This window comes from Pseudomonas putida (genome assembly GCF_016406145.1).
Taxonomy (GTDB): domain Bacteria; phylum Pseudomonadota; class Gammaproteobacteria; order Pseudomonadales; family Pseudomonadaceae; genus Aquipseudomonas; species Aquipseudomonas putida_E.
Genome location: NZ_CP066306.1, coordinates 265,199 through 282,068 on the forward strand (window position 1 = coordinate 265,199; position 16,870 = coordinate 282,068).

The following is a 16,870-nucleotide window of genomic DNA, read 5'->3' on the forward strand; positions in this document are numbered from 1 at the left end:
CGCTACTCCTGTGAATGGGCACACAGTGTGCCATGCCCGCGTCGGCAATGCCCGGTCATCGACCAGGTGCATGACGCTGGTCAGGCACAGCCGTAACGAGCTATAAAAGCCCGGCCAACCCCTACGGCCTGGAGGCTGTTACCCCATGCTCAAGCTTCACGGATTCTCGGTCAGCAACTACTACAACATGGTCAAACTGGCCCTGCTGGAAAAGGGCCTGCCGTTCGAAGAGGTCACCTTCTATGGAGGTCAGACGGCTCAGGCGCTGGAAATCAGCCCGCGCGGCAAAGTGCCGGTGCTGCAGACCGAACACGGCTCGCTCAGCGAAACCGGTGTGATTCTCGACTATATCGAGCAGACCCAACCGGGCAAGGCGCTGCTGCCAGCCGACCCGTTCGAGCAGGCCAAGGTGCGCGAGCTGCTCAAGGAGATCGAGCTGTATATCGAGCTGCCGGCCCGTACCTGCTATGCCGAGTCGTTCTTCGGCGCAGCGGTAGAGCCATTGATAAAGGAGCGGGCGCGTGCGGATCTGCTGGCGGGGTTCGCCACCTTGAAGCGCAATGGCCGTTTTGCGCCCTATGTGGCCGGTGAGCAACTGACGATTGCCGACCTGATGTTCTGCTTCTCGGTCGACCTGGCTTGTGCAGTAGGCAAGAAGGTGCTGAACGTCGACTTCCTCGCCGATTTCCCTGAGGCCAGAGCGCTGCTGCAGAAAATGCACGAAAACCCGCACATGGCGCGGATCGTGGCAGACAAGGAGGCGGCGATGCCGGCCTTCATGGAGATGATTCGCAGCGGTAAGCGCTGAAGACGAGGGCTGCTTCGCAGCCCAATCGCCGGCAAGCCGGCTCCCACGGGTACTGCACAGGGCTTGAAGCCGATGCGGTCGAGTGGGAGCCGGCTTGCCGGCGATCGAGGGCCAAGCCCTCGCAGTGGCGCTTAGCGAGAGGCCAGCAGCGCCTTGCCACGTACAACTGCAGCGAGTACCTGCGCTGGTGCAGTGCCGCCAATGTGGTCACGGGCATTCACCGAGCCTTCCAGGGTCAGCACGGCAAACACATCCTGTTCGATCTGGTCGCTGAACTGGCGCAGTTCGTCCAGGCTCATCTCGGCCAGGTCCTTGCCGGTGTCGACACCATACTTCACGGCATGGCCGACGATCTCGTGGCAATCACGGAACGGCAGGCCGCGGCGAACCAGGTAGTCGGCCAGGTCGGTGGCGGTGGAGAAGCCGCGCAGAGCTGCTTCGCGCATGATCGCGTGGCGTGGCTTGATCGCGGGGATCATGTCGGCAAAGGCACGCAGCGAATCGCGCAGGGTATCGGCGGCGTCGAACAGCGGCTCCTTGTCTTCCTGGTTGTCCTTGTTGTAGGCCAGCGGCTGGCCTTTCATCAGGGTCAGCAGGCCGGTCAGGGCGCCGAACACGCGGCCGCTCTTGCCACGCACCAGCTCGGGCACGTCGGGGTTCTTCTTCTGCGGCATGATCGAGCTGCCAGTGCAGAAACGGTCGGGCAAATCGACGAACTGGAACTGGGCGCTGGTCCACAGCACCAGCTCTTCGGAGAAGCGCGACAGGTGCATCATTGCCACGCTGGCGGCAGCGCAGAATTCGATGGCGAAATCACGGTCCGAAACGCCATCCAGCGAGTTGCCGGCAACGGCTTCGAACCCCAGTAGCTTGCAGGTCAGCTCGCGGTCGATCGGGTAGGTGGTGCCAGCCAGCGCAGCGCTGCCCAGAGGCATGCGGTTGGTGCGTTTGCGGCAATCGACCAGGCGCTCGTAGTCGCGGCTGAGCATTTCGAACCAGGCCAGCAGGTGGTGGCCGAAGGTGACTGGCTGCGCGGTCTGCAGGTGGGTGAAGCCAGGCATGATGGTTTGCGCTTCACGCTCGGCCTGTTCCAGCAGGCCCTGCTGCAGGCGGGTGATTTCGGCCAGAATCAGGTCGATTTCGTCGCGCAGCCACAGGCGGATGTCGGTCGCGACCTGGTCGTTGCGGCTACGGCCGGTGTGCAGCTTCTTGCCGGTGATGCCGATGCGGTCGGTCAGGCGTGCTTCGATGTTCATGTGCACGTCTTCGAGGTCGACGCGCCAGTCAAAGTTGCCGGCCTCGATTTCACCCTGGATGGTGTTCAGGCCATCGATGATGGTGTCGCGCTCGGCATCGCTGAGTACACCGACCTGCGCCAGCATGGTGGCGTGGGCGATCGAACCCATGATGTCGTGGCGGTACAGGCGCTTGTCGAAATCGACCGAGGCGGTGAAGCGGGCGACGAAGGCGTCGACGGGTTCACTGAAGCGGCCGCCCCAGGACTGATTGGTCTTGTCGGTGCTCATGGATTCACTCGTTGAAGGCGTGAACGAAAAAGTGGCGGCGATAATAGCAGGGTTGGGCTTGCGTCCGAAGGACGCCGGTCGACAGAAATCGGCATAAAACACTGCTCAATGCAGGCAAAGACGATATTCAACGATTGAACGGCAGTGTTCCACGGACCGTCTACAGTTGGACAAAGGACTGGCAGCGAATCTGCCGGCGCAGTGAATCTTTGGCCATCGTATTGGTCTAGAGCGTGACCGCAGTGTCGCTCGACCTGCAACTGTCTACGCTATACCTGTGCGAGACTCACTCAGGAATCCAGAGCAATTATGAATGTCCTGATCGTTGATGACGAACCCCAAGCCCGTGAACGCTTGACGCGGTTATTCGCGGAACTGGAGGGGTACACCGTGCTGGAGCCCAGCGCCACCAACGGCGAGGAGGCCCTGGCCCTGATCGAAAGCCTCAAGCCTGATGTGGTCCTGCTGGATATCGGCATGCCGGGCCTTGACGGCCTGCAGGTCGCTGCCCGCTTGTGCGAGCGCGAAGCACCGCCGTCGGTGGTGTTCTGCACCGGTGACGATGAATACGGCGCAGAGGCTTTCACGGACAGCACCCTCAGCCATGTAACCAAACCTATCCATCCCCATGCTCTGCGTGATGCCTTGCGCAAGGCTGAGAAACCCAGCCGTACGCAGCTGGCGGCGCTGACCCGGCCTGGCAGTGAAGGGGGAGGGCCGCGCAGCCATATCAGCGCGCGTACGCGCAAGGGCATCGAACTGATCCCTTTGCCCCAGGTGATCTATTTCATCGCCGACCACAAATATGTGACGTTGCGCCATGAAGCAGGTGAAGTGCTGCTTGATGAGCCACTCAAGGCCCTGGAAGATGAATTCGGCGAACGCTTCGTGCGTATCCACCGCAACGCTCTGGTCGCCCGCGAGCGCATCGAGCGCTTGCAGCGCACGCCGCTTGGGCATTTTCAACTGTTCCTCAAAGGCCTGGATGGTGATGCCTTGACTGTCAGCCGTCGGCATGTGGCTGGCGTACGCAAGATGATGCAGACGCTCTGAGCCCTCCAGCGGCCTCATCGCCGGCAACCCGGCGATGAGGCCGCTGGAGGCAGAGCCGGATCGTGACCCGAATCTGCTAGCGATACCGACGGAGCTGTTATCATCGGCGGCATTCCTAAGCATCGGGGCGTTCCATGTCCACTCGCGAAATCCGCATTGCCACCCGTAAAAGTGCCTTGGCCCTGTGGCAGGCCGAATACGTCAAAGCCCGCCTCGAGCAGGCACATCCTGGGCTGCTGGTGACCTTGGTGCCCATGGTCAGCCGCGGTGACAAGCTGCTCGACGCGCCCCTGGCGAAAATCGGCGGCAAAGGCCTGTTCGTCAAGGAGCTGGAAACCGCCCTGCTGGACAATGAAGCCGACATCGCTGTGCATTCGATGAAGGACGTACCCATGGACTTCCCCGAAGGCTTGGGCCTGTACTGCATCTGTGAACGTGAAGACCCGCGTGACGCCTTCGTTTCCAACCGTTTTTCCAGCCTCGATGCACTGCCTGCCGGCAGCATCGTCGGCACCTCCAGCCTGCGCCGTCAGGCCCAGTTGCTGGCACGCCGCCCTGACCTGCAAATCCGCTTCCTGCGGGGCAACGTCAACACTCGTCTGGCCAAGCTCGATGCCGGTGAGTACGACGCCATCATCCTTGCAGCGGCGGGCCTGATCCGCTTGGGCTTTGAAGAACGGATCACCGCCAGCATCAGCGTCGACGATAGCCTGCCGGCCGGTGGCCAGGGCGCGGTGGGCATCGAATGCCGTAGCGCAGACAGCGAGATCCATGCGCTGTTGGCGCCTTTGCATCACACTGATACCGCTGACCGTGTGGTGGCCGAACGAGCGTTGAACAAGCACTTGAACGGCGGCTGCCAGGTACCGATTGCCTGTTATGCCGTGCTCGAAGGCGAGCAGCTATGGCTGCGCGGCCTGGTTGGCCAGCCCAGCGGTGGGACCCTGTTGATGGCTGACGCCCGTGCACCGCGGGCATCGGCCGAAACGTTGGGGGTACAGGTGGCCGAAGACCTGCTGGGCCAAGGTGCTGCGGCCATTCTCAAGGAAGTCTACGGTGAGGCCGGGCACCCGTGAGCTCGTGGCGCCTGCTGCTGACCCGTCCTGAAGAGGACTGTGCCGCGCTGGCGCAGACGCTGGCAACTGCCGGTATTTGCAGCGAGTGCCTGCCTTTGCTGGCGATCGAACCCGTGCAACTGGGCGCTCGGCAGCGCCAGCAGCTTGCCGGGTTAGGGCAGTGCCAGGCCATGATTGTGGTCAGTAAACCGGCAGCCAGGTTGCTGCTTGCGCAGCTCGCACATGAAGGGCTGCAGCCCCCCCTAGCCGGTTGGTTCACTGTAGGTGAAGCCACGGCGGCGGTGTTGCAGTCTGCGGGGCTGACGGTGACTTACCCTGCTCAGGGTGACGACAGCGAAGCCTTGCTCACGCTCCCGGCCTTGCGCGGGGCTATGGCGGGCCCTGCGCCACGTGTTCTGATCGTCCGTGGTGTAGGAGGGCGCGAACTGCTGGCCGAGCGTCTTGCAGAGCAAGGTGCTAGTGTCGATTATCTGGAACTGTATCGTCGTTGCCTGCCGGTGTATCCGGCGGGCACGCTGGTGCGTCGCATCGAAGCGGAACGCCTGAACGGCGTGGTGGTCAGCAGTGGGCAGGGTCTTGAACACCTGCAACAGTTGGCCGCTGCCGATTGGCCGCGTGTGGCGCGCTTGCCATTGTTCGTGCCGAGCCCCAGGGTGGCCGAGCAGGCCAGGGCCGCTGGGGCACAACAGATTGTGGATTGTCGTGGCGCGAGTGCCACGGCCTTGCTGGCAGCCGTGCAGCGCAGCGCTGCACCTGCCTCTTAAGGCGCTAAGCTCAGAGCGACGCGCCCCCATGCAAAGGATGGATACGTGAGCGAAACTGTCTTGTCCCACAATGATCAGCCGTCGGCGCAAGAGCCGACGCAACCCGTCACCCCCCCACCTGCCAAACGTTCCGGCACAGGCCTGGCCTTGCTGGCACTGTTGGTGGGTGCTGCCGGGGTCGCAGTGGGCGGGTGGGGTGTCTGGCAGGTGCGGCATCTGCAAGGCAGTGAGCTGAGCCAGGGTCAGCACCTCGAGGCGCTGAGCCAGCGTGCCGCGGCACTGCAGCAGCGCGAGCAACAGATCAGTGCCCAGTTGGCCAGCCTGCCGGCAGCCAGCGAACTGGAAGACCGCCGCCGCCTCGTGGCGCAGTTGCAAGGTGATCAGCAGCGCTTGAGCCAGCGGCTGGAAACCGTGCTTGGCGAAAGCCGCAAGGAATGGCGCCTGGCCGAGGCCGAGCACCTGTTGCGCCTGGCCACCCTGCGGCTTTCGGCCCTGCAGGACATCACCAGCGCCAAGGCCCTGGTCGAAGGCGCCGACGAAATCCTGCGCGAGCAGAGCGACCCTGGCTCGTTTGCCGCGCGCGAGCAGTTGGCGCGTAGCCTGGCAATGCTCAACAGCACCCAGCAGCCGGACCGTAGCGGTTTGTATCTGAAGTTGGCTGCCCAGCGGGAGTTGGTGCAGCAGCTCAATGCCCAGTCGCCAGAGTTCGACAGCGATGCCGATGCCCTCGGTGCTTTGACCGCCGATGGCGATGGCACCAGCCGCCTGGCGCAGTGGTGGGCGGAGATTTCCAAGTATTTCCAGATTGATTTCAACGCCGACGACAACGTCCGTCCGTTGCTGGCCGGGCAGTCGCTCAACCAGTTGCGCCTGGCCCTGAGCCTGACCATCGAGCAAGCCCAATGGGCTGCGCTCAATGGCGACGCCAAGGTCTACACCCAGGCGCTGGATGATGCGCGCAGTGTGCTGGTGGCCAATTTCAACGCTGACAACCCGCAGAGCAAGGCCATGCTCGAAAGCCTCAATGCGCTGGTCGAGCAGCCGGTGTCGGTGGTTACCCCGGACCTGAGTGAAAGCCTGGCGGCGGTGCAGGCGTATATCCAGCGCCGCCATCTGCCTGCCGAGGGTGAGGGGGGCAAGCCATGAAACGTGTGTACCTGCTGGCCGTGCTGGCGATCGTGATCGCTGCGGCACTGGGCATCGCGGTGGCCAAGCACAGTGGCTACGTGTTGATTTCCTACGGTGGCTTCCGTTACCAGTCCGGGCTGTGGGCGGCTCTCGCGGCGCTGGTTGCCGTGCTTGCCCTGTTGTGGCTGCTGCGCTATCTGGTTGGGTTGGTGCTGACGTCCAGTGGTGTGGTCAACCCCTGGTCGCGACGTAACCGCAGCCGGCGCATTCGCATCGCAATCGAGCAGGGCCAACTGGACCTCGCAGAGGGCCGTTGGGCCAGCGCCCAGCGTCACTTGCACCGCGCCGCCGAGGCCGAACGCCAGCCATTGCTGTATTACCTCGGTGCCGCCCGTGCGGCCAATGAACAGGGGCGAAAGGAAGACAGGGACAACCTGCTCGAGCGTGCGCTGGAGCGTCAGCCCCAGGCGGAACTGGCGGTCGCCCTGACTCACGCGCAATTGCAGATGGACCGTGGCGAAAGCGATGGCGCCCTGGAAGCCCTGCTGGCCATGCAGGAGCGGCACCCGCACAACAGTCAGGTCTTGCGCCTGTTGCAGCGCCTGTATCTGGAGCGCGGCGACTGGTCGGCGTTGATTCGCCTGTTGCCCGACCTGCGCAAGGGCAAAGTGCTGCCGCCCGAGGAGCTTGCTGCACTTGAACAGCGTGCCTGGGGTCAGAACCTGGGCCTTGCGGCGACCCGTGGTGACGATGAGCAAAGTGCCCGTCAGTCGTTGGAGCGGGCCTGGCAACAGCTGACTGCGGCCCAGCGTCAGGAACCTAGGTTGGTGCTGGCTTATGCCGAACAACTGCGCCAGGTGGGAGCTCAAGGTGAAGCCGAACAGGTACTACGCGCTGCCCTCAAACGTGACTACGAAAGTCACCTGGCGCGCCTGTATGGCCTGGTGCGCGGCGATGATCCGGCGCGTCAACTGCAAACAGCCGAAGGCTGGCTCAAGGCGAATCCCCAAGACCCGAGCCTGTTGCTGACTCTTGGCCGCCTTAGCTTGCAAAACCGCCTTTGGGGCAAGGCGCGCGATTACCTGGAAAGCAGCTTGCGCATGGAGCGCAACCCGGAAACCTGCGCCGAACTGGCTCGGCTGCTGGCTGGCCTCGGTGAGACCGAGCGCAGCAACCAACTGTTCCAGGAAGGCCTGGGTCTGCTTGATGAGCGTTTGTTGGCCTTGCCATTGCCGGAGGGCGTGCGCGCCTGAAAGGCCCCATGAGCCCGCACCGGGCGGGCTCATGGGATGGTTGGTGAGTCTTGCGATACCTGTTTTTTTCTGTAATGCGCTTCGCAAGAAATTTCCCACAATGCGAGTGGAAATTTCTTCTACCCCTCAGTGACTTATCTCCCCTGTAGTGCCTTGAAACAAAGGACATCTTTCCTCTACCGTTCCAAGCCACTCAATTTGCCCCGGGACAACCACCTTTCATGTTGCCGGCCCGCTTGCGCACTTTTTTTCTACCGGCCTGCCTTGCCTCATTGGCGGTGCTGCTTGCGTCCTTTTACCTGGAGAGCGCTCTGGGCCTGGTACCTTGCCCGCTGTGCTTCAGTCAGCGGTTCCTGGTGGGCGTGTATGCCATGATCTGCCTGTGTGCGGCCATTCATGCGCCGGGCGTTGCCGCTATGTGCCGGTATGCGCGAGCAGCTTTGGGTTGTTCGGTGGCCGGAGCCCTGCTGGCGGCCAGGCATGTCTGGTTGCAAGGGGAGATTGGTACAAGCCATGAGTGCCCGGTGCCATTCTGGCAAACACTGGAAAGCTCCTGGCGTGAAGCGGCCCGTCAACTCTTGCTTGGCGGGCCGGATTGCAGCTCGTTGACCTGGAGCTTTCTTGACCTGACCTTGCCCGAATGGAGCCTGCTGGCCTTCCTGTTGCTGGCAATGCTACCCATGGCCTGTCTGCTGGCGTATCGTTTCCGCACACTGGGCAAAGCCTGACTTGGCGCAGGCTTCAGTAGATGGCACGACCAGTGGTGATACCCCAGGGTATTAAACACTTGTATGAACTTTGTCTGCTGCGTACCTTGAAGGGCAGCACGTGCGGGAATAATCTCCCAGCACGCATACCAAAAACACAACTGCTCGATGCCGTCCTGCTGATGTCACCTTTGTACCGCACGATCGGGGTGCGAGGTGCAGCGGCATCTACCCAGAAGGGAAGAGATCGCCATGCTCGATAGTTGTCAGAACGCCCAGGAACGCTGGGGTGGGGTTCACAAGCTGATCGACACCTGGCTCAAGGAGCGGGAGGAGTTGGTTCAGGCTTTCGGTGCCTTGCGCGATGCCAAGCCGGCATTTGCGGACAAAGACAAGAGCCGCGACTTTTGTGCGGTGCTTGTCGATTATGTGTCAGCCTGGCATTTCGAGGTCAGTGAACAACTGGTCACTGAGGCCAAGGCGTTTGGTGACCAGAAAGCGCTGAAGCTGGCTGAAGAGATCAACCCGCGGATCAATGACATTACCCAGATTGCGCTGGCTTTCAATGACCACTGCGAGAAAGGTGATTGCAAGGACACTGAGCGCTTCGCCGATAAGCTCGGCAAGCTCGGCAGCCTGCTGCACGAACGCTTCGAGCTGGAAGACTGCCTGATCGAAGTGTTGCACAACGCGCACAAGGAAGAAGACGCGATCGAGGCCTGATGGTCGACGTCAGCCGCCGACCGCCAGAAGCTCGATTTCGAATACCAGCGGCGTGTAGGGCGCGATCAGGTCTCCCGCGCCCTCGGCACCGTAGGCTTGTGCCGATGGGATCACCAGGCGCCATTTCGCTCCCGTTTTCATGTGTGGCAACGCCACCTGCCACCCTTCGATGACCGAATCCAGGCCGAACCACTGTGGTTGCTGGTTCTGATCGAACACCGTGCCGTCAGGCAACCTGCCTACATAGCGGACCTGCACCTTGCCCTTGGGGCTGGGCTGCGCGCCGATACCACTTTTCAGTTCACTATAGAGCACACCCTCAGGCAGCTCATGCACACCGGCGCGTGCGCGCTCGTTGGCCATGAAGCGCGCCTCGATGGCTTGCAGTTTTTCCACTTCGGCTTGCACGGCGGCGTTGTTCGCCTGTTCTTCATGCTGCTGAAGAATGGCTTGCATGCGAGCCTTGTCGAGTTTGAGGGGCTGGTTCTGATAGGACTGGCGAAGGCCTTCAACCAACGCCTCCAGCTGCAATCCAGGCACCTCCTGGCGCAGTCGCTCCCCAAGGCTGGCGCCCAGGCTGTAGGCCACGTCGTGATCACTGGCAGGAGCCGACTCGGGGGCGGCGAGCGCGATAGGAGCCACCAGGCACAGGCCGATAAAAAGATAACGAGGCATGGTCAACTCCGAGCTCAAGAGCTGCGAAGTATGCCAGCCTTGTTGCTTCGATTTGCGTAAATGTCGGCAACGATTTGCTAAGCAACTACACTTTCACGCAGCTGCAAGACAACAACTTTGCCCAGGCATGCAACGCGGCGCCAACGATACTGTCAACATGCCCTAGCGGCGGTAGCAGCACAAGCATAGTATTAGCCGCAATCTCGTCAGCCAGGAGGTAAACCATGTCGGCCAAGAAGAAGCCAGTAAGTACGCCGTTACACCTGCTCCAGCAACTTTCGGGCAGCTTGCTCGAACACTTGGAAGATGCCTGCTCGCAAGCGCTGGCTGATGCGGAAAAACTGCTGGCGAAGTTGGAAAAGCAGCGTGGAAAGGCCCAGGAAAAACTGCACAACGGTCGCCTGAAGTTGCAGGACGCGGCCAAGGCAGGTAAAGCCAAGGCCCAGGGCAAAGCCCAGAAAGCCATTGGTGAACTTGAGTCGTTGCTCGACTCGCTCAAAGAGCGTCAGACGCAAACCCGTACTTATATCCAGCAACTCAAACGCGATGCCCAAGAAAGCCTGAAGCTGGCCCAGGGTGTAGGCAAGGTGCGCGAGGCTGCTGGCAAGGCACTGGACCAGCGGGCTGTGGCAGCCAAATCGGCTAAGCCGGCCACTGCAAAAGCGCCTGCCAGAGCAGCGGCCAAACCTGCAGCAAGACCGGCCGCCAAAGCTGCCGCAAAAGCGCCTGCCAAGGCCGCCGCTGCCAAGGCGCCGTCGCGGGCTGCTGCTGCCAAACCTGCTGCCGCAAAAGCCCCGGCCAAGGTTGCGGCTAAACCTGCAGCCAAACCAGTCGCTGCCAAAGCGGCTGCTGCCAAGGCGCCATCGCGCGCTGCTGCGGTCAAGCCTGCTGCCACCAAGGCTCCGGCCAAAGTCGCTGCTGCCAAGCCTGCCGCCAAACCAGCCACTTCCAGAGGGGCTGCGGCTAAACCGGCTGCGGCCAAGGCGCCGGCTAAAACCACCGCAGCCAAGCCTGCTGCGAAAGCTGCCGCGAAACCTGCAGCCAAGCCAGCCGCCAAAGCCCCGGCCAAACCTGCGGCAAAACCTGCCGCTGCCAAGCCGGCCGCCAACAAGCCGGCTGAACCCAAACCGGCTACGCCTGCGGTGACCAACTCGGCAGGCCCCGCAATCCCGGCGCCGTCCTCCGCACCGGCAAGCACCTCGCCTCAGACGCCGTCTTCGGCCTCTTGAAGCCCTGTGGCGGCGACTCGCAGCTGAGCCAGCGAGTCGTGGCCACGGACCTGGTCGGGCGCCAGCCTGGCCAGCCAATCGTCTGCGGGCTCAAGCGAGCCCGTGGGCCATTGCCGTGCGCATTCCTCAAGGCGTTGCAGCAAGCGCTTCTCCGCCTGCAGTTCCAAGCCCTTTACTTGCTCACGCAACGCCTCCAGGTGCGGGTCATGCTGCGCGGTAGTCCGCCATTTCTGGCGCAAACTGCGTAGCGGCGTTACCACTTCAGTTTGCCAAGGCTCGGCAATTGCGCGCAAAGCGTCGATTCGCCCGGCTTCTACGGCGACACCTCGGGTTTGCAGCCAGCTCGCGCACAGCAACAGGCACACATCGCCCCCCTCGGCCTGCACGCTCAGGCAAGCCGCTTCAACTCCCGGCCGGGCATACAGGGCCAGGGCGTAATTCCACAGGTCGGTGTACATGATTCCACTTACGCTCCGGGTCGAGGAAGCTGGTAGACTCCGCGACCATCATGATCAGACTATCCAACCTCACTTTACAGCGTGGTCCGCAGCGCTTGCTAGAAGGCGCCGAGATGACCCTGCACGCCGGTCACAAGGCCGGCCTGATCGGCGCTAACGGCGCCGGAAAATCCAGCCTGTTCGCTTTGCTGCGCGGTGAGCTGTCGCCTGATGGTGGCGACTGCCAACTGCCGGGTGACTGGCGCATCGCCCACATGCGTCAGGAGGTCGATACCCTCGATCGCCTGGCCGTGGACTATGTGCTCGATGGCGACGCGCGCCTGCGCAAGGTCCAGGCCGAGCTCACTTTGGCCGAGTCGGCCCACGACGGCACTGCCCTGGCACGCCTGCACAGTGAGCTGGAAAGCGCTGATGGCTATACCGCCGATGCCCGTGCACGCAAATTGCTTGCCGGTCTTGGTTTCACCAACGAGCAGATGGACCGTCGCGTCGGCGACTTCTCCGGTGGCTGGCGGATGCGCCTGAACCTGGCCCAGGCCCTGATGTGCCCATCCGACCTGCTGCTGCTCGACGAACCGACCAACCACCTGGACCTCGATGCGATCTTGTGGCTCGAAGACTGGCTCAAGGGGTACCCGGGCACGCTGTTGCTGATTTCCCACGACCGCGACTTCCTTGACGCTGTTGTCGACCATGTATTGCACGTCGAGCAGCGCAAGCTGAACCTGTACAAGGGTGGCTATACCGCCTTCGAGCGCACCCGTGCCGAGCGCCTGGCGCAGCAGCAGCAAGCCTACGAGAAGCAACAGGCCCAGCGTGCGCACATGGAAAAGTACATTGCCCGCTTCAAGGCCCAAGCCACCAAGGCCCGTCAGGCGCAGAGCCGGATCAAAGCCCTGGAGCGCATGGAAGAGCTGTCGGCGGCGCATGTCGATTCGCCGTTCGACTTCGTTTTCCGTGAATCGCAGAAGATTTCCAGCCCGCTGCTGAGCCTTTCCGAAGGCTGTCTGGGCTACGGCGACAAGGCGATCCTCGACAAGGTCAAGCTGCAACTGGTGCCCGGTGCGCGCATCGGCCTGCTGGGCCCTAACGGCGCCGGCAAATCGACCCTTATCAAGAACCTTGCCGGCGAACTTGCGCCGCTGTCGGGCCGCCTGGTGTTGGGTGAGAACCTGGCCGTCGGTTACTTCGCCCAGCATCAGTTGGACTCGCTGGACGACAAGGCCAGCCCGCTGCTGCACTTGCAGCGCATTGCGCCGGCCGAGCGCGAGCAGACGCTGCGTGACTTCCTCGGCGGTTTCGACTTCCATGGCGACCGCGTGGACGAACCGGTGGTGAATTTCTCCGGGGGCGAAAAAGCCCGCCTGGCGCTGGCCCTGATCGCCTGGGAGCGGCCAAACCTGCTGCTGCTCGACGAACCGACCAACCACCTGGACCTGGAAATGCGCCTGGCGCTGACCATGGCGTTGCAGGAGTTTGCCGGTGCCGTAGTTGTCGTGTCCCACGACCGTCATTTGCTCAAGAGCACCACCGACGATTTCCTGCTGGTGGCCGATGGCAAGGTCGATACCTTCGATGGCGACCTGGACGACTACAGCCGCTGGCTGGTCGAGTACCGGCAGCGCAGCGCACCGGCGAGCAACGCGCCGGTCAACCCGGACAAGACCGACAAGAAGGCCCAGCGCCAGGCCGCCGCTGCCTTGCGCCAGCAACTGGCACCGCACAAGAAGGCTGCCGACAAGCTGGAGGCCGAACTCAACCAGGTGCATGCGCAACTGGCCGAGATCGAAACCGCCTTGGGCGACAGCGGCCTCTACGAGGTGGCGCGCAAAGATGAGCTGCGCGACCTGCTGGCCCGCCAGAGCAAGCTGAAGCAGCGTGAAGGCGAACTCGAGGAAGGCTGGATGCAAGCCCTGGAAACGTTGGAGAGCATGCAGGCCGAGCTTGAGGCGCTGTCCTGAGGCCGGAGTTGGCGCAGGCGGGGGGAGCTGGATCGCGGTAGGGTTTGCGGGTGTCAGGCTGTGTATTTACAACACACCCAAAACCCCAAGCTTTCCCTTTGAACCCTACAAAATTCGCTGGTTATTTTTTCGCCAACACCTTAGCTTAACGTTTTGCAACATATGTTCGAGCGAGGTGTGTGATGTCGATGGAAGTGTGGCTGGGCTTCTTTGCCGCTTGTTGGGTGATCAGCCTTTCACCCGGGGCCGGGGCGATCGCCTCGATGTCCAGCGGCCTGCAATATGGTTTCTGGCGCGGTTACTGGAACGCGCTGGGCCTGCAGATTGGTCTGGTCGTGCAGATCGCCATCATCGCAGCGGGTGTCGGCGCCATCCTTGCGGCTTCCGCTACAGCGTTCACCATCATCAAATGGTTCGGCGTCGCCTACCTGGTCTACCTGGCCTACAAGCAATGGCGCGCTTTGCCGATGGACATGACCGATGAGTCCGCCGTGCGTCCGATCGGCAAGCCGTTGAGCCTGGTGTTCCGTGGTTTCCTGGTCAACGTCAGCAACCCCAAGGCGCTGGTGTTCATGCTCGCTGTACTGCCGCAGTTCATCAACCCGCATGCTCCGCTGTTGCCACAATACGTGGCAATCACGGTCACCATGGTCACCGTCGACATGCTGGTAATGGCGGGTTATACCGGGTTGGCTTCACGGGTGCTGCGCCTGTTGCGCACCCCCAAGCAACAGAAGCGCTTGAACCGGACCTTCGCCGGCTTGTTCATTGGTGCTGCCACGTTCCTGGCGACCCTGCGCCGCGCGCCTGTCTGACCGATTTGCGGGGGGCCTCGCACAGGCCCCTCATTTCTCTCGGTCCATCATCCCCTTGAGCAAGTCCAACGGCATCGGAAACACGATGGTCGATGTCTTGTCGCCGGCAATCGACCCCAGCGTTTGCATATAGCGCAACTGCATGGCCCCCGGCTCCTTGCTGAGCATCTGCGCCGCCTGCATCAATTTCTCCGATGCCTGCAGTTCCCCTTCGGCATGGATGACCTTGGCCCGGCGTTCACGCTCGGCTTCGGCCTGACGGGCGATGGCGCGGACCATCGATTCGTTGAGGTCGACGTGCTTGATCTCGACGTTGGCCACCTTGATGCCCCAGGCATCGGTTTGCGCGTCCAGCACCTGGCGGATATCCAGGTTCAACTGTTCCCGCTCGGCCAGCAGCTCGTCAAGTTCATGCTTACCCAGGACCGCGCGTAGCGTTGTCTGTGCCAGCTGGCTTGTGGCGACCAGGAAGTCTTCGACCTGGATGATCGCTTTCTGAGGGTCGAGCACACGGAAGTACAGCACCGCATTGACCTTCACTGACACGTTGTCGCGGGTGATCACATCCTGCGGCGGTACATCCAGCACCACGGTACGCAGGTCTACCCGAACCATCTGCTGGATCACGGGGATGAGCAGGATCAGCCCCGGGCCTTTGACCTGCCAGAAGCGCCCAAGCTGGAACACCACACCGCGCTCGTATTCGCGCAAGATACGAAACGCAGACAGCAGTAGAACGCCCAGCAGCATCAGCAGGGCGCCGAAACCCAATTGCATGAACATCGTCATTCTCCTTGCGCTGTAGGGGCAGCAGCGCTCACTTCGAGCATCACGCCATGACGCGCGGTGACCCGCACCTGCTGGCCGAGCTGCAAGGGCGTAGTGCACTGGACCTGCCATTGTTCGCCCTGGGCCATTACCGCGCCACAGAACGGATTGCCTGCCACCACCTGAGTGACGGTCACCAAGCTGCCTACCAGGCCGGCATCACCGCTGACCAAGGCTCGCTTGCGAGCTTTGAGGGCCATGCCCAGCACACCACCGATCAACAATGCCGACAGCATTGCCAGGCTCGCGATCAACCCCAACGGAATGCCAAAGCCGGGGGCGTCGGTGTCTATCAGGATCACCGCGCCTACCACGAACGCCACTATGCCGCCGAAGCCGACCACACCAAAGCTGGGGAGGAACGCCTCGGCGATCATGAAGGCGATACCGAGCATGACCAGCGCGACACCGGCAAAGCTCACCGGTAGCAATTGCAGGGCATACAGCGCCAGCAACAGGCAGATTCCACCGACCACGCCGCCCACGCCGGAGCCTGGGTTCATGAACTCGAACAGCAGGCCATAGACGCCGATCATTATCAGAATCAGTGCCACGCTAGGGTTGGTGATCACGGCCAGCAGGCGCGTGCGCCAGTCCGGCACATGTTCGACCAGGCTGGCGTCGCGAGTCTGCAACTGGCGCGGCTGGTCAGCGGCGATCAGGGTCTTGCCGTCGAGCTGGCGCAGCAGGTCAGGCAGGTCGTTGGCCACGTGGTCGATCACCTTCTGCTTGAACGCTTCGCTGGCCGACAGGCTTACCGCTTCGCGTACAGCCTTTTCTGCCCAGTCGGCGTTGCGCCCGCGCAGCTGCGCCAGGCCGCGGATATACGCGGCTGCATCGTTCACTTGCTTGCGCGCAAGGGCTTGTTCATTGGTGTCGTTTTTGGCCTTGTCATCCTTTGGCGCACCCGTGGGGCTGCCAACCTGCACGGGTGTGGCGGCGCCGAGGTTGGTCCCGGGAGCCATGGCCGCTACGTGACTGGCATAAAGGATGTAGGTGCCAGCGCTGGCTGCACGGGCACCGCCTGGGGCAACGAAGGTCGCGACCGGCACGGGGCTGGCGAGAATAACCTTGATGATCTGACGCATGGCGCTGTCCAGGCCGCCGGGTGTATCCATGCGGATCACCACCAATTGCGCGCCTTGTTCCCTGGCCTGATCCAGGCCGCGCATCAGATAATCGGCACTGGCCGGCCCTATGGCATCGTCGATGCTCAGCACCCAGATAGCGCCGGGCGCAGCCTGGCTGCCCGGTGCAAAGCCAAGCATCAAAACCAGCAACCACCAGCGCCAGCAGCGAGCGATCACCTGTCGTCACCTTGTTCGCCTCTATACCGCAAGTTTAGTCATGCCTGCCCAGGCAAGGCCTAAAATTGGAGATGGGGGCGAAACCGGAGGTGCATCATGCGAATGGCCAAGACCCTGCAGCAGCGCCTGGACCAGGCCAACTGCGATTACGACATCATTCCTCATCCCCACTCGGCGACCAGCCTGGAGTCGGCGCGTACGGCTGGCGTGCCGGCCGAGCGGGTCGCCAAGTCGGTCATGCTCGACGACCGCCATGGCAATTACATCATGGCGGTGCTGCCTGCCAATCGGCACCTGGACATGAGCAAGGTGCGCATGTCCGGCGCCTGGCAACTAACCCGTGAAAGCGGCCTGCCGAGCTTGTTCGGTGACTGCGAGCGTGGCGCCATTCCGGCAATGGGCGACGTTTATCAGATAAAGATGCTGCTCGATTCGAGTCTTACCCGCCAAGGCGATGTCTACCTGGAGGCGGGTGACCACGATCACCTGATCCACATGAGCATGGAGCAGTACCTGAAACTGGTGCCGCAAGCCGAAGTACGCGAGCTGTGCTGATGTT

The 16,870-nt window shown here is 62.3% G+C and carries 17 protein-coding genes; 12 read left to right on the forward strand and 5 right to left on the reverse strand.

All coding sequences use genetic code 11. The annotated features are described in order from the left end of the window. The first annotated feature begins 145 nt into the window (after positions 1 to 145). Positions 146 to 808 carry a glutathione S-transferase gene (locus tag JET17_RS01260; RefSeq protein WP_012312200.1) on the forward strand — a complete coding sequence of 221 codons (663 nt, stop codon included), beginning with the start codon at positions 146 to 148 and terminating at the stop codon, positions 806 to 808. Between the two features lie 131 nt (positions 809 to 939). Here JET17_RS01260 and argH read toward each other — a convergent pair whose 3' ends face one another. Further along, entirely contained in the window at positions 940 to 2,334 is a 1,395-nt protein-coding gene (gene argH / locus JET17_RS01265) for an argininosuccinate lyase (protein WP_012312201.1), read from the reverse strand. Between the two features lie 309 nt (positions 2,335 to 2,643). Between argH and JET17_RS01270 the strand changes: the two genes are divergently transcribed. The 7 genes from JET17_RS01270 to JET17_RS01300 all read left to right on the forward strand — a co-directional run bounded on the left by JET17_RS01270 (position 2,644) and on the right by JET17_RS01300 (position 9,038). Further along, the gene (locus tag JET17_RS01270; protein ID WP_012312202.1) at positions 2,644 to 3,387 is read left to right on the forward strand and encodes a LytR/AlgR family response regulator transcription factor; all 744 of its coding nucleotides are present in this window, start codon (positions 2,644 to 2,646) and stop codon (positions 3,385 to 3,387) included. A gap of 134 nt (positions 3,388 to 3,521) precedes the next feature. Next, positions 3,522 to 4,463 carry a hydroxymethylbilane synthase gene (hemC, locus tag JET17_RS01275; protein ID WP_012312203.1) on the forward strand — a complete coding sequence of 314 codons (942 nt, stop codon included), beginning with the start codon at positions 3,522 to 3,524 and terminating at the stop codon, positions 4,461 to 4,463. Further along, positions 4,460 to 5,227, forward strand: coding sequence for a uroporphyrinogen-III synthase (locus JET17_RS01280; RefSeq protein ID WP_012312204.1), 768 nt, complete (start codon positions 4,460 to 4,462; stop codon positions 5,225 to 5,227). Before hemC ends, JET17_RS01280 begins: the two co-directional genes overlap by 4 nt. A 45-nt stretch (positions 5,228 to 5,272) precedes the next feature. Further along, complete coding sequence (locus JET17_RS01285) at positions 5,273 to 6,373, forward strand: uroporphyrinogen-III C-methyltransferase (protein WP_012312205.1); 1,101 nt, start codon at positions 5,273 to 5,275, stop codon at positions 6,371 to 6,373. After that, positions 6,370 to 7,608 (forward strand): heme biosynthesis protein HemY, encoded by a 1,239-nt coding sequence (locus JET17_RS01290; protein ID WP_012312206.1) that lies wholly within the window; start codon positions 6,370 to 6,372, stop codon positions 7,606 to 7,608. Before JET17_RS01285 ends, JET17_RS01290 begins: the two co-directional genes overlap by 4 nt. Positions 7,609 to 7,829: 221 nt before the next feature. Continuing rightward, a complete protein-coding gene (locus JET17_RS01295; protein WP_012312207.1) occupies positions 7,830 to 8,336 on the forward strand; it encodes a disulfide bond formation protein B in 507 nt (168 codons plus the stop codon). Positions 8,337 to 8,567: 231 nt separating this feature from the next. Next, entirely contained in the window at positions 8,568 to 9,038 is a 471-nt protein-coding gene (locus JET17_RS01300; RefSeq protein ID WP_012312208.1) for an Rsd/AlgQ family anti-sigma factor, read from the forward strand. A gap of 9 nt (positions 9,039 to 9,047) precedes the next feature. On the opposite strand, the gene JET17_RS01305 is transcribed toward JET17_RS01300, so the two are convergent. After that, entirely contained in the window at positions 9,048 to 9,713 is a 666-nt protein-coding gene (locus JET17_RS01305; protein ID WP_012312209.1) for an FKBP-type peptidyl-prolyl cis-trans isomerase, read from the reverse strand. A 224-nt stretch (positions 9,714 to 9,937) separates the two neighbouring features. Between JET17_RS01305 and JET17_RS01310 the strand changes: the two genes are divergently transcribed. Then, positions 9,938 to 10,942, forward strand: coding sequence for an AlgP family protein (locus JET17_RS01310; protein WP_012312210.1), 1,005 nt, complete (start codon positions 9,938 to 9,940; stop codon positions 10,940 to 10,942). Here the strand turns inward: JET17_RS01310 and JET17_RS01315 are convergent. Further along, the gene (locus JET17_RS01315; RefSeq protein ID WP_012312211.1) at positions 10,918 to 11,400 is read right to left on the reverse strand and encodes a TIGR02444 family protein; all 483 of its coding nucleotides are present in this window, start codon (positions 11,398 to 11,400) and stop codon (positions 10,918 to 10,920) included. The genes JET17_RS01310 and JET17_RS01315 overlap by 25 nt on opposite strands. 50 nt (positions 11,401 to 11,450) lie before the next feature. Here JET17_RS01315 and JET17_RS01320 point away from each other — a divergent pair, with 50 nt between their 5' ends. Further along, positions 11,451 to 13,361: an ATP-binding cassette domain-containing protein gene (locus JET17_RS01320; protein ID WP_012312212.1), complete on the forward strand. Its 1,911-nt coding sequence runs from the start codon at positions 11,451 to 11,453 to the stop codon at positions 13,359 to 13,361. Positions 13,362 to 13,543: 182 nt separating this feature from the next. Further along, positions 13,544 to 14,176 carry a LysE family transporter gene (locus JET17_RS01325; protein ID WP_012312213.1) on the forward strand — a complete coding sequence of 211 codons (633 nt, stop codon included), beginning with the start codon at positions 13,544 to 13,546 and terminating at the stop codon, positions 14,174 to 14,176. A 30-nt stretch (positions 14,177 to 14,206) separates the two neighbouring features. Here JET17_RS01325 and JET17_RS01330 read toward each other — a convergent pair whose 3' ends face one another. Together JET17_RS01330 and JET17_RS01335 are read right to left on the reverse strand one after the other, a co-directional pair. Beyond that, positions 14,207 to 14,959, reverse strand: coding sequence for a slipin family protein (locus JET17_RS01330; RefSeq protein WP_012312214.1), 753 nt, complete (start codon positions 14,957 to 14,959; stop codon positions 14,207 to 14,209). Between the two features lie 2 nt (positions 14,960 to 14,961). Continuing rightward, entirely contained in the window at positions 14,962 to 16,311 is a 1,350-nt protein-coding gene (locus JET17_RS01335; protein ID WP_012312215.1) for an NfeD family protein, read from the reverse strand. A 96-nt stretch (positions 16,312 to 16,407) separates the two neighbouring features. On the opposite strand from JET17_RS01335, the gene JET17_RS01340 reads away from it, so the two are divergent. Beyond that, positions 16,408 to 16,866 carry an aminoacyl-tRNA deacylase gene (locus tag JET17_RS01340; RefSeq protein ID WP_012312216.1) on the forward strand — a complete coding sequence of 153 codons (459 nt, stop codon included), beginning with the start codon at positions 16,408 to 16,410 and terminating at the stop codon, positions 16,864 to 16,866. The last annotated feature ends 4 nt before the right edge of the window (positions 16,867 to 16,870 follow it).

Bases quoted from the DNA above. Each gene is read 5' to 3' on its own strand.
- JET17_RS01260 (WP_012312200.1), top strand. From the start codon at position 146: ATGCTCAAGCTTCACGGATTCTCGGTCAGCAACTACTACAACATGGTC.
- argH (WP_012312201.1), bottom strand. From the start codon at position 2,334: ATGAGCACCGACAAGACCAATCAGTCCTGGGGCGGCCGCTTCAGTGAA.
- JET17_RS01270 (WP_012312202.1), top strand. From the start codon at position 2,644: ATGAATGTCCTGATCGTTGATGACGAACCCCAAGCCCGTGAACGCTTG.
- hemC (WP_012312203.1), top strand. From the start codon at position 3,522: ATGTCCACTCGCGAAATCCGCATTGCCACCCGTAAAAGTGCCTTGGCC.
- JET17_RS01290 (WP_012312206.1), top strand. From the start codon at position 6,370: ATGAAACGTGTGTACCTGCTGGCCGTGCTGGCGATCGTGATCGCTGCG.
- JET17_RS01295 (WP_012312207.1), top strand. From the start codon at position 7,830: ATGTTGCCGGCCCGCTTGCGCACTTTTTTTCTACCGGCCTGCCTTGCC.
- JET17_RS01300 (WP_012312208.1), top strand. From the start codon at position 8,568: ATGCTCGATAGTTGTCAGAACGCCCAGGAACGCTGGGGTGGGGTTCAC.
- JET17_RS01305 (WP_012312209.1), bottom strand. From the start codon at position 9,713: ATGCCTCGTTATCTTTTTATCGGCCTGTGCCTGGTGGCTCCTATCGCG.
- JET17_RS01310 (WP_012312210.1), top strand. From the start codon at position 9,938: ATGTCGGCCAAGAAGAAGCCAGTAAGTACGCCGTTACACCTGCTCCAG.
- JET17_RS01315 (WP_012312211.1), bottom strand. From the start codon at position 11,400: ATGTACACCGACCTGTGGAATTACGCCCTGGCCCTGTATGCCCGGCCG.
- JET17_RS01320 (WP_012312212.1), top strand. From the start codon at position 11,451: ATGATCAGACTATCCAACCTCACTTTACAGCGTGGTCCGCAGCGCTTG.
- JET17_RS01325 (WP_012312213.1), top strand. From the start codon at position 13,544: ATGTCGATGGAAGTGTGGCTGGGCTTCTTTGCCGCTTGTTGGGTGATC.
- JET17_RS01330 (WP_012312214.1), bottom strand. From the start codon at position 14,959: ATGTTCATGCAATTGGGTTTCGGCGCCCTGCTGATGCTGCTGGGCGTT.
- JET17_RS01340 (WP_012312216.1), top strand. From the start codon at position 16,408: ATGCGAATGGCCAAGACCCTGCAGCAGCGCCTGGACCAGGCCAACTGC.